General features: G+C 60.9%; 18 protein-coding genes. 3 read left to right on the top strand and 15 right to left on the bottom strand.

Annotation, left to right across the window (positions count from 1 at the left end; genetic code table 11):
- Window positions 1-9 precede the first annotated feature (9 nt).
- The 4 genes from JOD78_RS25015 to petA all read right to left on the bottom strand — a co-directional run bounded on the left by JOD78_RS25015 (window position 10) and on the right by petA (window position 3525).
- Window positions 10-621, bottom strand: coding sequence for a glutathione S-transferase N-terminal domain-containing protein (locus JOD78_RS25015; protein ID WP_017453790.1), 612 nt, complete (start codon window positions 619-621; stop codon window positions 10-12).
- A 98-nt stretch (window positions 622-719) separates the two neighbouring features.
- Complete coding sequence (locus tag JOD78_RS25010) at window positions 720-1484, bottom strand: cytochrome c1 (protein ID WP_034330805.1); 765 nt, start codon at window positions 1482-1484, stop codon at window positions 720-722.
- A 23-nt stretch (window positions 1485-1507) separates the two neighbouring features.
- Window positions 1508-2914, bottom strand: coding sequence for a cytochrome bc complex cytochrome b subunit (locus JOD78_RS25005; RefSeq protein WP_121040402.1), 1407 nt, complete (start codon window positions 2912-2914; stop codon window positions 1508-1510).
- Between the two features lie 2 nt (window positions 2915-2916).
- Window positions 2917-3525: a ubiquinol-cytochrome c reductase iron-sulfur subunit gene (petA, locus tag JOD78_RS25000; RefSeq protein WP_034330802.1), complete on the bottom strand. Its 609-nt coding sequence runs from the start codon at window positions 3523-3525 to the stop codon at window positions 2917-2919.
- A 292-nt stretch (window positions 3526-3817) separates the two neighbouring features.
- Here petA and mscL point away from each other — a divergent pair, with 292 nt between their 5' ends.
- Window positions 3818-4255: a large conductance mechanosensitive channel protein MscL gene (gene mscL, locus JOD78_RS24995; RefSeq protein ID WP_039783869.1), complete on the top strand. Its 438-nt coding sequence runs from the start codon at window positions 3818-3820 to the stop codon at window positions 4253-4255.
- A gap of 70 nt (window positions 4256-4325) precedes the next feature.
- Here mscL and JOD78_RS24990 read toward each other — a convergent pair whose 3' ends face one another.
- On the bottom strand, window positions 4326-5090 hold the full coding sequence (locus JOD78_RS24990; RefSeq protein WP_121040407.1) for a Nif3-like dinuclear metal center hexameric protein: 765 nt from the start codon (window positions 5088-5090) through the stop codon (window positions 4326-4328).
- 49 nt (window positions 5091-5139) lie between these two features.
- Here JOD78_RS24990 and JOD78_RS24985 point away from each other — a divergent pair, with 49 nt between their 5' ends.
- Complete coding sequence (locus JOD78_RS24985) at window positions 5140-6321, top strand: Do family serine endopeptidase (protein WP_034330798.1); 1182 nt, start codon at window positions 5140-5142, stop codon at window positions 6319-6321.
- Between the two features lie 18 nt (window positions 6322-6339).
- On the top strand, window positions 6340-7029 hold the full coding sequence (locus JOD78_RS24980) for a DUF2461 domain-containing protein (RefSeq protein WP_121040409.1): 690 nt from the start codon (window positions 6340-6342) through the stop codon (window positions 7027-7029).
- 88 nt (window positions 7030-7117) lie between these two features.
- Here JOD78_RS24980 and tatC read toward each other — a convergent pair whose 3' ends face one another.
- The 10 genes from tatC to hisB all read right to left on the bottom strand — a co-directional run bounded on the left by tatC (window position 7118) and on the right by hisB (window position 13061).
- Window positions 7118-7891 carry a twin-arginine translocase subunit TatC gene (gene tatC / locus JOD78_RS24975; protein ID WP_121040411.1) on the bottom strand — a complete coding sequence of 258 codons (774 nt, stop codon included), beginning with the start codon at window positions 7889-7891 and terminating at the stop codon, window positions 7118-7120.
- 42 nt (window positions 7892-7933) lie between these two features.
- Entirely contained in the window at window positions 7934-8458 is a 525-nt protein-coding gene (tatB, locus tag JOD78_RS24970; RefSeq protein ID WP_134136891.1) for a Sec-independent protein translocase protein TatB, read from the bottom strand.
- Between the two features lie 122 nt (window positions 8459-8580).
- Window positions 8581-8790, bottom strand: a complete 210-nt coding sequence (gene tatA / locus JOD78_RS24965; protein WP_039783860.1) for a Sec-independent protein translocase subunit TatA — start codon at window positions 8788-8790, stop codon at window positions 8581-8583.
- 71 nt (window positions 8791-8861) lie between these two features.
- Window positions 8862-9242, bottom strand: a complete 381-nt coding sequence (locus JOD78_RS24960; RefSeq protein ID WP_121040415.1) for a histidine triad nucleotide-binding protein — start codon at window positions 9240-9242, stop codon at window positions 8862-8864.
- A 45-nt stretch (window positions 9243-9287) separates the two neighbouring features.
- Window positions 9288-9626 carry a phosphoribosyl-ATP diphosphatase gene (locus JOD78_RS24955; protein ID WP_069374928.1) on the bottom strand — a complete coding sequence of 113 codons (339 nt, stop codon included), beginning with the start codon at window positions 9624-9626 and terminating at the stop codon, window positions 9288-9290.
- Window positions 9623-10126 carry a phosphoribosyl-AMP cyclohydrolase gene (gene hisI / locus JOD78_RS24950; protein ID WP_121040417.1) on the bottom strand — a complete coding sequence of 168 codons (504 nt, stop codon included), beginning with the start codon at window positions 10124-10126 and terminating at the stop codon, window positions 9623-9625. The genes JOD78_RS24955 and hisI overlap by 4 nt, the downstream gene beginning before the upstream one ends.
- Entirely contained in the window at window positions 10123-10887 is a 765-nt protein-coding gene (gene hisF / locus JOD78_RS24945; protein WP_034330780.1) for an imidazole glycerol phosphate synthase subunit HisF, read from the bottom strand. Before hisF ends, hisI begins: the two co-directional genes overlap by 4 nt.
- A gap of 1 nt (window position 10888) precedes the next feature.
- Window positions 10889-11686 carry a 1-(5-phosphoribosyl)-5-[(5-phosphoribosylamino)methylideneamino]imidazole-4-carboxamide isomerase gene (gene hisA, locus JOD78_RS24940; protein ID WP_039783854.1) on the bottom strand — a complete coding sequence of 266 codons (798 nt, stop codon included), beginning with the start codon at window positions 11684-11686 and terminating at the stop codon, window positions 10889-10891.
- Window positions 11687-11764: 78 nt separating this feature from the next.
- Complete coding sequence (gene hisH / locus JOD78_RS24935; RefSeq protein ID WP_134136894.1) at window positions 11765-12403, bottom strand: imidazole glycerol phosphate synthase subunit HisH; 639 nt, start codon at window positions 12401-12403, stop codon at window positions 11765-11767.
- Window positions 12404-12464: 61 nt separating this feature from the next.
- Window positions 12465-13061, bottom strand: coding sequence for an imidazoleglycerol-phosphate dehydratase HisB (gene hisB, locus JOD78_RS24930; protein ID WP_013235995.1), 597 nt, complete (start codon window positions 13059-13061; stop codon window positions 12465-12467).
- Window positions 13062-13070: the final 9 nt, after the last annotated feature.

Here is a 13070-nt window from a genome sequence, read left to right as displayed (position 1 = left end):
CGGAACAGCTTAACGGCGCATGACCTTTTCGGACGGGGTCAGTGCTTCGATGTAGGCAGGACGCGAGAAGATGCGCTCGGCATACTTCATCAGCGGTGCCGCTGTCTTGGAGAGCTCGATGCCATAGTGATCCAGACGCCACAGCAACGGGGCCAGGGCCACGTCCAGCATGGAGAACTCGTCGCCCAGCATGTACTTGTTCTTCAGGAACAGCGGTGCCAGTTGGGTCAGGCGGTCACGGATCTCGTGGCGGGCCTTTTCCTGGTTCTTCTCGGCAGCCTTGGACTTTTCATTTTCCAGGGTGTGCACGTGAACGAACAGTTCCTTCTCGAAGTTGAACAGCATCAGGCGCGCACGCGCACGCATCAGCGGGTCAGCCGGCATCAGCTGCGGATGCGGGAAGCGCTCATCGATGTATTCATTGATGATGTTCGATTCATACAGGACCAGGTCGCGTTCAACCAGAATCGGCACCTGCCCATACGGGTTCATGACCGAAATGTCTTCCGGCTTGTTGAAGAGGTCAACGTCGCGGATCTCGAAATCCATGCCCTTTTCGAACAGGACAAGGCGGCAACGTTGCGAAAATGGGCAGGTCGTGCCCGAGTAGAGAACCATCATTTTTTCAGAGCCCTAAAAACAAAAGGGGGGCGAGACGCATAACGCTCACCCCGATACGCAATTCCGCAAAAACTGCGCGGATACGTGATTGTACGTTTTTACTTGATGTTCTTCCAATAGGACGCGTTCAAACGCCACGCCAATACCGAGAAGATTCCCAGGAACAACAGTACCCAGACACCCAGCCGCTTGCGCGTATTCTGCGCCGGCTCGCCCATCCATTGCAAATAGGCAACGAGATCGGCGACATTGTTGTCATACTCCGCCGCGCTCATCTTGCCCGGCTTGACTTGCTCGAAGCCGGCAAACTTGTGGATGGTCTTGTTCGCGTCGTGAGGATCCTTCTCTTCCACGAACTTGGCCTTGCGGATACCTTGCAATTCCCACAACACGTGCGGCATGCCGACGTTGGGGAAAAGCATGTTGTTCCAGCCGGTGGGGCGGCTGTCGTCCGTATAATAACTGCGCAGGTAGGTATAAATCCAGTCCGGACCGCTGCCCGCCTCCGAGGCCTTGGCCCGGGCGATCACCGACAGGTCCGGCGGCGTTGCGCCAAACCAGGCCTTGGCGTCCTGCGGCGACATCGAGATCTTCATCAGGTCGCCGACCTTTTCCCCACTGAACAAGAGGTTGTTCTTGATCTGGTCTTCGGTCAGGCCGATGTCGCGCAGCCGGTTGTAACGCATGGCCGAGGCCGAGTGGCAGTTCAGGCAATAGTTGACGAACAGCTTGGCCCCGTTTTGCAACGAGGAAACATCCTTGGTACGGTCCGGGGCATGATCCAGAGGGAAGCCCCCTTCGTTGGCGCAGGCCAGCGCCGGCAGCAAGGCCAGCGCGGCAATCACTTTCTTGAGCAATGTCATGTTCTTGTCCTTTGGCGGCTGGCTTAGTGCGGATGGTAGACGACGCGCTCGGGCACCGGCTTGAAGGTACCGGCAGCACTCCACCACGGCATCAGCAGGAAGAAGCCGAGGTAAATGAAGCTGCACACCTGCGAGACGGTGGTGCCGATGGCCGTCGGCGGTTGCACGCCGAGGTAGCCAAGGATGACGAAGGCGATGGCAAAGATTAGGTACACATACTTGTGCCAGCTGGGACGATAGCGGATGGACTTGACCTGCGAATGATCGAGCCACGGCAGGCCGCCCAGGATCACCACCGACAGGCCCATCAGGACCACGCCCCAGAACTTGGCATCAAACACCAGCATGCCGGCGATGATGGCCAGGCCGATCACAATGGCCACGATCTTCAGCTTGGCCGTCAGGCGCGACCTGAACACCAGCAGGGCGACGTAGCACGCCACCCCGGCGATGAGCCAGCCCATGAAGTCCGCTGTGGTCGCACGCAGGATCGAGTAGAACGGCGTGAAGTACCAGACCGGTGCGATGTGCGGCGGGGTCTTGAGCGAATCGGCCGGGATGAAGTTGTTGTACTCCAGGAAGTAGCCGCCCATTTCCGGCGCGAAGAACACCACGGCCGAGAACACCAGCAGGAAGATCGAGACACCGAAGATGTCATGCACCGTGTAATACGGATGGAAAGGAACCCCATCCAGCGGTACGCCACGTTCGTCGGTCTTTTCCTTGATTTCCACGCCATCCGGGTTGTTGGAACCCACTTCGTGCAGCGCGATGATGTGCGCAGCCACCAGTCCGATGAGCACCAGCGGAATGGCGATCACGTGGAAGGAGAAGAAGCGGTTCAGCGTGGCGTCGGAAACGACATAGTCGCCGCGAATGAGCAGCGACAGGTCCGGGCCGATGAAGGGGATGGCGCCGAAAAGGTTCACGATCACCTGTGCGCCCCAATAGGACATCTGCCCCCAGGGCAGCAGGTAACCGAAGAAAGCTTCACCCATCAGGCAGAGGAAAATCCCCACCCCGAACAGCCACACCAGTTCGCGCGGCTTGCGGTAGGAGCCGTAGAGCAGGCCCCGCACCATGTGAAGATAAACGACGATGAAGAAGGCCGAAGCGCCGGTGGAGTGCATATAGCGCACCAGCCAGCCCCAGGGCACATCACGCATGATGTATTCGACCGAGGCGAAGGCCAGGTTGGCGTCCGGCTTGTAATGCATCACCAGGAAGATGCCGGTGACGATCTGGATCACCAGCACCAGCAGTGCCAGCGAGCCGAAGATGTACCAGAAGTTGAAGTTCTTCGGGGCGTAGTATTCGGAGAGGTGGGCTTTCCAGGTGGCCGTCAGCGGAAAGCGCGAATCGACCCAGTTCAGGGCCTTGGCTGCTACCGGTGCATCATCCGGCAGCTTCTTTTCGTGAAATGCTCCCATGATCAGGCCTCCCCTTTCTCGTCCTTGCCGATGACGAGCTTGTTGTCGCCTTCAAACATGTAGCGCGGGACTTGCAGGTTGTCCGGCGCCGGCTTGTTCTTGTACACGCGGCCGGCCAGGTCGAAGGTCGAACCGTGGCAGGGGCACAGGAAGCCGCCATGCCAGTCGTCCGGCAGCGAAGGCTGCGGGCCGCTCTGGAAGCGGGAACTCGGGGAGCAGCCGAGGTGCGGGCAGATGCCGACCACGACCAGGATGTCCTTGCGCAGCGAACGCCACTCATTGAGCGCATAGTCGGGCGTTTCGGAGAAATCGGTGCGCTTGGAGTTGGGATCGGCCACCTCGCCATCGGTCTTCTTGAGGGACTCGATCATCTCGGGGGTGCGCTTGAGAATCCAGACCGGCTTGCCGCGCCACTCAACGGTGCGCATTTCACCGGGAGCCAGTGAAGAAATATCCACTTCCACCGGTGCGCCTGCTGCCTTGGCGCGTTCTGAAGGTTGCAGGGTGGAGACGAATGCTCCAGCGGTGGCCAAACCCGCTACACCTCCGGCCGCACAAGTCGCAACAAGCAAACCTCGTCGACTTGCGTCGACCTGATTCTCGTCAGTCATAAAGACCCCAATCTCCAAATGTAAGTTAGCGTGGACCTTCTAAGTGACCCTCATGCAACTTTTCGATTATATATAAGCTGAATAGGGTTTTGTAGCTAACGGCCGGTATGGTACAGGCTTGCGAAAATGAACATTTGACGCAGCGCAACCCCTTGTCAATCTGCTCTCGTTCTCAGTTTTTTTGCAGTGCGGCGTCAGTGCTTGTCCGATTTACTTTTGCTGGCGGGCAGGATATAACGCGTTGTAAGCCCGCCTCATGTTTAAACAGCAACTTTCAAAGGAGAAACCAGGGATGAGCATGCTCAAGGATTTTCGCGCCTTCGCGATCAAGGGAAACGTGGTCGACCTGGCCGTCGGTGTCATCATCGGCGGGGCCTTCGGCAAGATCGTCAGTTCTCTGGTCGAGGATATCATCATGCCGCTCGTCGGCAAGATCTTCGGCGGCCTGGATTTCGCCAACTACTACCTTCCCCTGAACGGTCAAGCCTATGGCCTGCCGCTGGCCGAAGCCAAGAAGGCCGGAGCAGTCTTCGCCTACGGTAACTTCCTGACCATCTTCATCAACTTCCTGATCCTGGCCTTCATCATCTTCCAGATGGTGCGTGCCATCAACAAGGCGCGCGACCTGGCTTCCAAGCATGAAGAAGCCGCACCGGCCGCGCCGGCACCAACGCCGGAAGACGTGCTGTTGCTGCGTGAAATCCGCGATTCGCTCAAGAAGCAAGGCTGACGCCTGCCCTGCCCCAAAAAGCTTCACTTACCTGACACGGTAAGTGAAGCGACAAGTATCGCAGCCCCTCTCACACGGGATTGTCGATATCGATGAAGCGATGCTCGATGCCGAAGTGCCTGGCCACATGTTCCCCCAGCGCCTGGATGCCATAGCGCTCGGTGGCGTGATGGCCGGCGGCGAGATAGACGGTGCCGCTCTCGCGCGCCAGATGCACGGTCGGTTCTGAAATCTCGCCGCTGATGTAGGCCGTGGCTCCTGCTTCGATGGCCTCGCCCAGCATGCCCTGCGCTGCACCGGTACACCAGGCGACCTGCCCGATGGCCTGCTGCGGATCGCCGATGAGCAAGGGCATGCGTCCCAGGCGTTTTTCGATCAGCATCGCCAGGTCGGCGGCGGTCTTGACGGAGGGCGCATGGCAACGTCCGATCCAGCCGATGTCGTTCTCGCCGAAGCGGCCAGTGGCGTCAAAGTCGAGTCGTTTGGCCAGTTGCGCGTTGTTGCCCAGCTCCGGATGCGAATCCAGCGGCAAGTGATAGCCGAACAGATTGATGTCATGCCCCAGCAGCAGCTTCAGGCGCCGCTGCTTCTGCCCGATCACGCGCATGTCTTCACCGCGCCAGAAGTAACCGTGATGAACCAGGATGGCATCGGCCTGCCATTCCACTGCCGCCTCGATCAGGGCCAGGCTGGCCGTGACGCCGCTGACCACGCGCCCAATGGTGGCGCGCCCTTCCACCTGCAAGCCGTTTGGGCAATAATCGCGATATTGCGCCGCGTTAAGCGTCTGCCCCAGATAGACTGCGAACTCGTTTCTGCTAATGTGGCGGGTCATCTCTTCCTCATCCGATCAGATTTTCAATCCAAATACCAAAAATTCTTTTATGCGACGTTTATGGCTGTTGTTTGCCCAGACCGTGACAGTGGGTCTGGCGGTGTGGTTCATTGTAGCGACCTTGAAGCCGGACTGGCTGTCCGGATCCTTCACTTCGCGTGCACGCCCTGCCCAGTCCACCATCCAGATGCAGGAAGCCACACCCGCCGCGCCCGCCCTGGACTCCTATCGCCACGCCGCGCGCCAGGCAATGCCCTCGGTGGTCAATATCTTCACCACGACCGAAGCGCGCCCGCAGAAGAGCCCCTTCCAGAACGATCCGTTCTTCCGCAAGTTCTTCGGCGACCAGTTCGACGAACAGCAGCAGGATGACAAGCAATCCAGCCTGGGTTCGGGCGTGATCGTCAGCCCGCAAGGCTATATCCTCACCAACAACCACGTGGTGGAAGCCGCCGACAAGATCGAAGTGGCCCTGGCCGACGGCCGCAAGGCCAGCGCCAAGGTGGTCGGCATCGACCCCGAGACCGACCTCGCCGTCATCAAGATCGACCTGCCCAACCTGCCCGCCATCACCCTGGGCCATCCGGAAAACAGCTCGGTAGGTGACGTCGTGCTGGCCATCGGCAATCCCTTCGGCGTGGGCCAGACGGTGACCATGGGCATTGTCTCAGCACTGGGCCGCAACCACCTGGGCATCAATACCTTCGAGAACTTCATCCAGACCGATGCCGCCATCAATCCCGGCAACTCGGGCGGTGCGCTGGTCGATACCAACGGCAACCTGCTGGGCATCAACACGGCCATCTATTCGCGCACCGGCGGCAACCTGGGGATCGGCTTTGCGATCCCGATGTCCACCGCCAAGACCGTGATGGAAGCCATCATCAGCCATGGCCAGGTGGTGCGCGGCTGGATCGGGGTGGAACCGCAGGACATCACGCCGGAACTGGCCGAAAGCTTCGGCCTGGGCAAGAAGACCGGCGCCATCATCGCCGGCGTGCTCAAGGGCGGTCCGGCTGACCGCGCGGGCATGCGTCCGGGCGACATTCTGGTGAGCATCGACGACAAGCCGGTGGCCGATACCACCGAGATGCTCAACGTCATCGCGCAATTGACGCCGGGCCAGCAGATCGCCATGACGGTGCTGCGCAAGGCGCAGGAAACCAAGCTGAACATCACCGTGGGCAAGCGTCCGCCGCCGCCCAAAAACGATGATGCCGACGAAGAATGAGCCAGGAGAATCTGATCCATGCACGTGCGTGACCTGATCCAGTTCCTCGGGGAACTGTCCGAAAACAACAACCGCGCCTGGTTCGTCATGAACAAGCCGCGCTATGACATCCTGCGCGAGGAATTCCTGGCGCTGACCATCAAGCTCATCGCCGAGATCAGCAAGTTCGATCCGGCCATTGCCGGCTGCAATCCGAAGAAGGCGCTGTTCCGCATCAACCGTGACATGCGCTTCTCCCATGACAAGCGCCCGTACAAGACGCACTTCTCGGCCGCCATCACGGCCAGCGGGCTCAAGAAGCCCAGCCAGGGCGGCGGTCCGGCCTACTACTTCCACATCAATGAAGCGGGACAACTGCTCATTGCCGGTGGTGAATACCTGCCACCGACGCCGCGCCTGCGCGCCATCCGCAACCGCGTGGTGGAGGATGCAGCAGGCTTCACCAAGATGCGCAAGAACAAGAAGCTTGTTGCGACATATGGCGACCTGCAGGAAGAAGGAAAACTGCAGCGCCCGCCCAAGGGCTTCGATCCGGACACCCCAAACATCGAATACGTGAAGCTCAAGAGTTTCATCGTCTGGACCGAAGAGGACATCCGCAAGAAGATTCCGGCCGACCTCGGGAAGCAGGTACTGGAAGGCTTCAAGGATGCCTATCCGCTGGTGCAATGGCTGCGCGAGATTCCGCTGGTGACTATCGAAGAGTGAACGGTTTATCCAGCTCCTTCTCCTGAAGCCAGAAACGACAAAGCCCGCTCATCATCGAGCGGGCTTTGTTTTTGGTGAATTGCCAGGCTTATTCGGTGGGCACGGAACTGCCAGGTTCCGCCTCCGGCGCACGCGTGGCACGCTCGAAGATCGGTGCCACCAGCAGGCCCACCTCGTAGAGCAACACCAGCGGCACGGCCAGCATCAGCTGGCTCATCACGTCCGGCGGCGTGACCACGGCGGCAACGATGAAGGCACCGACGATCACGTAGGGACGGATCTGCTTCAACTTGGCCAGCGGCACCAGGCCCATGCGAACCAGGACGATCACGATCACCGGAACCTCGAAGGTCACGCCGAAAGCCACGAACATGGTCAGCACGAAGTCGACGTAGCTGTCGATGTCCGGTGCCACCGAGACTGACTTGGGCGCGAAATTGTTGATGAACGGGAAGACCACGCCAAAGACGAAGAAGTAGCAGAACGCCACACCCGCCACGAACAGCAGCGAGGACGAGATCACCAGCGGCGCGATCAGGCGCTTCTCGTGCGCATACAGGCCAGGCGCGACGAAAGCCCACAGCTGGTACAGCACCCAAGGCAGCGAGATCAGCACGGCCACCAGCATGGTGACCTTGATGGGGATCAGGAAGGGAGTGATCACGCCGGTGGCGATCATCTTGCTGCCGGCGGGCAGCGCATGGATCATCGGCGCGGCCAGCACGTCGAAGATATGGGCCGCAAACGGCATCAGGCAGAGGAACACTACCAGCACCACCGCAGCCGCCTTGACGATACGGCTGCGCAATTCGATCAGGTGCGAGATGAAGGTGTCTTCGGCTTGGGTGTTTTCTTCAGCCATGGATTCGGAGCATTCTGATGAAGTGAGACGCGCTGCGCCAAATTAGAAGAAACCTGCCGACTTGCCCACCCCGACCGGACGGCGATACTTGGCCACGCGGGCCGAGGCCGAGATCACGCGGGTCTTGTGGCCGCTCTGGTGCTTGTACCAGGACGGCACGCCGGTGGTGCGCGAGAGCTTCTTGCGGCGGAAAGCCTTGGCCTTGATCGCATGCAGGGAGGGGTCGGGCGTGCGGGTCCAGCTGCTGCCGGCACTGCTGCTGTCGGACACGGAGGAATCGTCGCCGCCGTTCCAGGCGTCATTGATCGACGCTTCCGTATCGGACATGCTTTTATGAATGCTGTTGCTGACGTCGCTGGCGGCGTCCTGCACATCCTTGTGCATCTTGCGCAGCTCGTCGAGTTCCATCTCGCGGCTGACTTCGGACTTGACGTCGTTGATGTAGCGCTGGGCGCGGCCGAACAGGGTGCCGGCCATGCGCGCCACCTTGGGCAGGCGCTCGGGGCCGATCACGACCAGCGCGACCACGCCGATCAAGGCCAGCTTGGTAAGGCCGATATCAATCATGAGTCTGTGTGGACATTAAGAGGACAACGCGGGCGCGCCATGCGCTTGAAGACGGGAGTGCCCGCTGCAAATCACGATGCGGGCCCATGCAAGCCCGCCAGGAGGGCTGGCGGGCGGCCTGATCAGCTGCCGGACTTGTCCTTTTCCTTGGCCTGCACGTCGATGGCCGGGTCCTTCTTGGCCGGATCTTCCTCGCCGCCCTTGACGCCATCCTTGAAGCCCTTGACTGCCTTGCCCAGGTCGGAACCCATGTTGCCGAGCTTCTTGGTGCCGAAGACCAGCATCACGATCACCAGAACAATCAGCCAATGCCAAATACTGAACGAACCCATTCTCTTCTCCTAAGCGGACATCCCTGCCCTGTGTACAAGTGAAACCTGCCTGCCCCCGGGCCGGCGAATGCTTATTGTTGCACGAACCGTACCCGCCAGGGATGCGGGCCGCCAATCACGTGCATGTGCAGATGGTACACCTCCTGGCCGCCATCCGGTCCGGTGTTGACCAGGGTCTTGAAACCGCCGGTGGGCTTGCCTTCGGCATCGATGCCATAACCGCAGCCCTGCTCGGCCGCCAGGCGCGGTGCCAGGGCCAGCATCTTGCCCAGCAAGGCCGCATGCTGCTCACCGCAATCGGCCAGCGTTGCCACATGCTGGCGCGGCACGATCAGGAAATGCACCGGCGCGGCCGGGTTGATGTCGTGGAAGGCGATCAGGTCCTCGTCCTCGTAGATCTTCTTCGAGGGAATCTGGCCTGCTGCGATCTTGCAGAAAATACAATTATCCAACGCCGTACTCCTGGGAAACAAGTGGATGGAAAGTGCGCAGGACGCTCAGTCCTTGCGGGCAGCCTTTTCTTCCAGGCCCGAGAGGCCTTCACGGCGCGCCAGTTCGTTGAGCACATCCTGCGGGCTCAGATCGAACTGCGCCAGCAGGACCATGGAATGGAACCACAGGTCGGCGCATTCGTAGAGCACCTTGGACTTGTCGCCCGAGACGCGGGCATCCTTGGCGGCCATCACGGTTTCGGTGGCTTCCTCGCCGATCTTCTTGAGGATGGCGTCATCCCCCTTGGAGAACAGCTTGGCGACGTAGGATTTCTCCGGATTGCCACCGTTGGCCAGCTTGCGCGACTCGATGACTTCGGCCAGTCGCTTCAGGGTTTCACTCATGATGGGGTCTTGTCGCTGTCCACGGGCTTGGGGATGGTCTTGCGCACGCGCTTGGGCTTGGCGGCCGGCTCAGCGGCCACTGCGGTCGCGGGGCCACCGCCGGCACCCGGCTGCAGATCCTTCAGCACCGGCTCCACCGTGACCCATTCGCCGCTGTCAGCGCTGCCTTCGAATTTCTGGAAGAAGCAGGAATGACGGCCGGTATGGCAGGCAATGCCGGCCACCTGCTCGACCTTGAGCAGCACCACGTCTTCGTCGCAGTCCAGGCGGATTTCGTGCACTTTCTGGAAATGACCTGATTCTTCACCTTTGTGCCAGAGCTTCTTGCGCGAGCGGCTCCAGTAGACCGCCTGGCCGATCTCCACGGTGCGCGCCAGCGCCTCGCGGTTCATCCAGGCGAACATCAGCACATCATTGGATCCGACTTCCTGGGCGATCACCGGCACCAGGCCGACTTCGTCCCATTTGACCTTGTTGAGCCATTTGGCGCTGATGCTCATGCCAGCCTCATGGAAATGTTCTGGTCGGCCATGAAGCGCTTGGCTTCCTGCACGGTGTGCTGGCCATAGTGGAAGATGCTGGCGGCCAGCACCGCATCGGCCTTGCCCTTGGTGATGCCGTCGGCCAGGTCCTGCAGGCCGCCCACGCCGCCCGAAGCAATCACGGGGATGCTGACGGCTTCGGAGACCGAACGCGTCAGGTCGAGGTCGAAACCGCTCTTGGTACCATCGCGGTCCATGCTGGTCAGCAGGATCTCGCCCGCGCCCAGCTGCGCCATCTTGCGCGCCCATTCGACCGCATCCAGGCCAGTGGCCTTGCGTCCGCCGTGAGTGTAGACCTCCCACTTGCCGTCGCCGGCGCGCTTGGCGTCGATGGCCACCACGATACATTGGGAGCCGTACTTGTTGGCGGCATCGGCCACCAGCTGCGGATTGGTCACGGCCGAGGTGTTGATGCCGACCTTGTCGGCCCCGGCGTTGAGCAGGCGGCGCACATCTTCCACCGCGCGCACGCCGCCACCCACCGTCAGCGGGATGAAGACCTGCGAAGCCACGGCTTCGATGATGTCCAGGATCAGGTCGCGGCCATCGGAGGACGCGGTGATGTCGAGGAAGGTCAGCTCATCGGCACCCTGCTCGTCGTAACGGCGCGCGATCTCGACCGGATCGCCGGCATCGCGCAGCTCCAGGAAATTGACGCCCTTGACCACGCGACCAGCGGTCACGTCCAGGCAAGGGATGATGCGTTTTGCAAGGGCCATGTTATTTGCTGCCGGAGAGGCGGTTGGCTTCCAGTTCGCGCGTCAGTTCATCCGCACGATCCTGGCCGCTGCGCAGGTCCAGCGTCCCTTCGTAGATGGAACGGCCGCAGATGACGGCTTCGATGCCTTCATCCTCGACCCGGCACAGCGCCTCGACGTCGCCCACGTGGTGCACGCCGCCCGAGGCGATGATGGGAATGGTCACGGCCTGCGCCAGGCGCACCGTGGCCTCGATGTTGACGCCGCCCATCATGCCGTCGCGGCCGATGTCGGTGTAGACGATGGCTTCGCAGCCATAGCCTTCGAATTTCTGCGCCAGATCCACCACTTCGTGGCCGGACAGCTTGCTCCAGCCATCGGTGGCAACCTTGCCGTCCTTGGCATCCAGACCCACGATGATCTGGCCGGGGAAGGCGCTGCAGGCGTCATGCAGGAAGCCGGGATTCTTCACCGCGGCGGTGCCGATGATGATGTAGGAGAGGCCATCGTCCAGGTAGCGTTCGATGGTATCCAGATCGCGGATGCCGCCACCGAGTTGCACCGGGATTTCCTCGACGTCGTTCTCTTCGGCGAAGCTGGCGACCGCCTTCAGGATGGCCTTGACCGCCGCCTCGTTCTTGGGCTTGCCGGCGAAGGCACCATTGAGGTCCACGAGGTGCAGGCGGCGCGCGCCCTGCTTGAGCCAGTGCAGGGCCATTTCCGCCGGATCTTCGGAGAAAACGGTGGCTTGTTCCATATCACCTTGTTTGAGGCGTACGCAATGACCGTCTTTCAGGTCGATGGCGGGTATGAGCAGCATGGCTAGGGGATGACTAGTCAGTAAAAAAGAAGGGTTGGCGACGGTCTGCGGCGAGGTTCTTGCCGGAAAGGCAAAAAATCAAGGTTTCCAGTGTACGAAATTCCGATACAGCTGCAAACCCGCCGAGGCACTTTTTTCCGGGTGGAACTGGGTTGCAAAAATATTATCGCGGGCCACGGCACAGGCGAAGTCACGGCCATACGGCGTTTGGCCAACGATGTGCGACGATTCGGCCGGTACGGCGTAGTAGCTGTGGACAAAATAGAAGAAGGCATTATCCGCAATTCCTTCCCACAGCGGATGGGCGCTGGTCTGATGCACATGGTTCCAGCCCATCTGCGGCACCTTGAACAGCGATCCATCATCCTGGCGCACGCCTTCGAGCTCGAAGCGCAGGACCTTGCCGGGCAGCAGGCCCAGGCCGGGGGTGTCGCCTTCTTCACTCCAGTCGAACAGCATCTGCTCGCCCACGCATACGCCGAACAGCGGCTTGGTGCGGGAAGCTTCAAGGACCGCATCTTGCACGCCCGATTCACGCAGGCTGCGCATGCAATCGGGCATGGCGCCCTGGCCGGGCAGGACCACACGGTCGGCGGCGCGGATATCGGCGACTTCGCCGGAGATGCGCACGTCGGCTTCAGGCGCGACATGGCGCAGCGCCTGCGCCACCGAGCGCAGGTTGCCCATGCCGTAATCGACTACAACAATTTTATTCATGGCGACATTGAACGGCGCTCGCGCGCCGGGAAACCCAGATGAGTTAGCGATACCCTGCGTTTTACAGGCTGCCCTTGGTGGACGGAATCGTACCCGCAGCGCGCGGATCAAGTTCCACGGCCATGCGCAGCGCGCGGCCGAAGGCCTTGAACACGGTTTCGGCCTGGTGGTGGGCATTCACGCCACGCAGGTTGTCCACGTGCAGGGTCACCTGCGCATGATTGACGAAACCGTGGAAGAACTCGCTGGTCAGGTCCACATCGAAGGAACCGATCATCGAGCGGGTAAAGGGAATGTGGTATTCCAGGCCGGGACGCCCGGAGAAATCGATCACCACGCGCGACAGGGCTTCATCCAGCGGCACGTAGGCATGGCCGTAGCGACGGATACCCTTCTTGTCGCCGATGGCCTTGGCAAACGCCATGCCCAGGGTGATGCCCACGTCTTCCACCGTATGGTGCGCGTCGATGTGCAGGTCGCCCTTGGCGTGGATGTCCAGGTCGATCAGGCCGTGGCGGGCGATCTGGTCCAGCATGTGATCCAGGAAGGGCACGCCGGTATCCAGCTTCTGCTGGCCGGTGCCATCCAGGTTGATCGCAACGCGGATCTGCGTCTCGTTGGTATTGCGGACGACTTCGGCGGTTCTCGGTGTAGACATGGTCGGGGT

This window comes from Herbaspirillum sp. 1130 (assembly GCF_017833835.1).
GTDB classification, from domain to species: domain Bacteria; phylum Pseudomonadota; class Gammaproteobacteria; order Burkholderiales; family Burkholderiaceae_D; genus Herbaspirillum; species Herbaspirillum huttiense.
Note: the sequence above shows the minus strand (reverse complement) of the source record. Positions and strands in the feature narration are given on the sequence as shown.

What these genes read in the sequence shown, in the direction of transcription:
- tatC (WP_121040411.1), bottom strand. Translation starts at nt 7,891, where the DNA reads ATGGCTGAAGAAAACACCCAAGCCGAAGACACCTTCATCTCGCACCTG.
- tatB (WP_134136891.1), bottom strand. Translation starts at nt 8,458, where the DNA reads ATGATTGATATCGGCCTTACCAAGCTGGCCTTGATCGGCGTGGTCGCG.
- JOD78_RS25010 (WP_034330805.1), bottom strand. Translation starts at nt 1,484, where the DNA reads ATGACATTGCTCAAGAAAGTGATTGCCGCGCTGGCCTTGCTGCCGGCG.
- hisA (WP_039783854.1), bottom strand. Translation starts at nt 11,686, where the DNA reads ATGCTGCTCATACCCGCCATCGACCTGAAAGACGGTCATTGCGTACGC.
- hisB (WP_013235995.1), bottom strand. Translation starts at nt 13,061, where the DNA reads ATGTCTACACCGAGAACCGCCGAAGTCGTCCGCAATACCAACGAGACG.
- petA (WP_034330802.1), bottom strand. Translation starts at nt 3,525, where the DNA reads ATGACTGACGAGAATCAGGTCGACGCAAGTCGACGAGGTTTGCTTGTT.
- hisI (WP_121040417.1), bottom strand. Translation starts at nt 10,126, where the DNA reads ATGAGCATCAGCGCCAAATGGCTCAACAAGGTCAAATGGGACGAAGTC.
- JOD78_RS24980 (WP_121040409.1), top strand. Translation starts at nt 6,340, where the DNA reads ATGCACGTGCGTGACCTGATCCAGTTCCTCGGGGAACTGTCCGAAAAC.
- tatA (WP_039783860.1), bottom strand. Translation starts at nt 8,790, where the DNA reads ATGGGTTCGTTCAGTATTTGGCATTGGCTGATTGTTCTGGTGATCGTG.
- JOD78_RS24955 (WP_069374928.1), bottom strand. Translation starts at nt 9,626, where the DNA reads ATGAGTGAAACCCTGAAGCGACTGGCCGAAGTCATCGAGTCGCGCAAG.
- JOD78_RS25015 (WP_017453790.1), bottom strand. Translation starts at nt 621, where the DNA reads ATGATGGTTCTCTACTCGGGCACGACCTGCCCATTTTCGCAACGTTGC.
- JOD78_RS24985 (WP_034330798.1), top strand. Translation starts at nt 5,140, where the DNA reads ATGCGACGTTTATGGCTGTTGTTTGCCCAGACCGTGACAGTGGGTCTG.
- hisH (WP_134136894.1), bottom strand. Translation starts at nt 12,403, where the DNA reads ATGAATAAAATTGTTGTAGTCGATTACGGCATGGGCAACCTGCGCTCG.
- JOD78_RS25005 (WP_121040402.1), bottom strand. Translation starts at nt 2,914, where the DNA reads ATGGGAGCATTTCACGAAAAGAAGCTGCCGGATGATGCACCGGTAGCA.
- mscL (WP_039783869.1), top strand. Translation starts at nt 3,818, where the DNA reads ATGAGCATGCTCAAGGATTTTCGCGCCTTCGCGATCAAGGGAAACGTG.
- JOD78_RS24990 (WP_121040407.1), bottom strand. Translation starts at nt 5,090, where the DNA reads ATGACCCGCCACATTAGCAGAAACGAGTTCGCAGTCTATCTGGGGCAG.
- hisF (WP_034330780.1), bottom strand. Translation starts at nt 10,887, where the DNA reads ATGGCCCTTGCAAAACGCATCATCCCTTGCCTGGACGTGACCGCTGGT.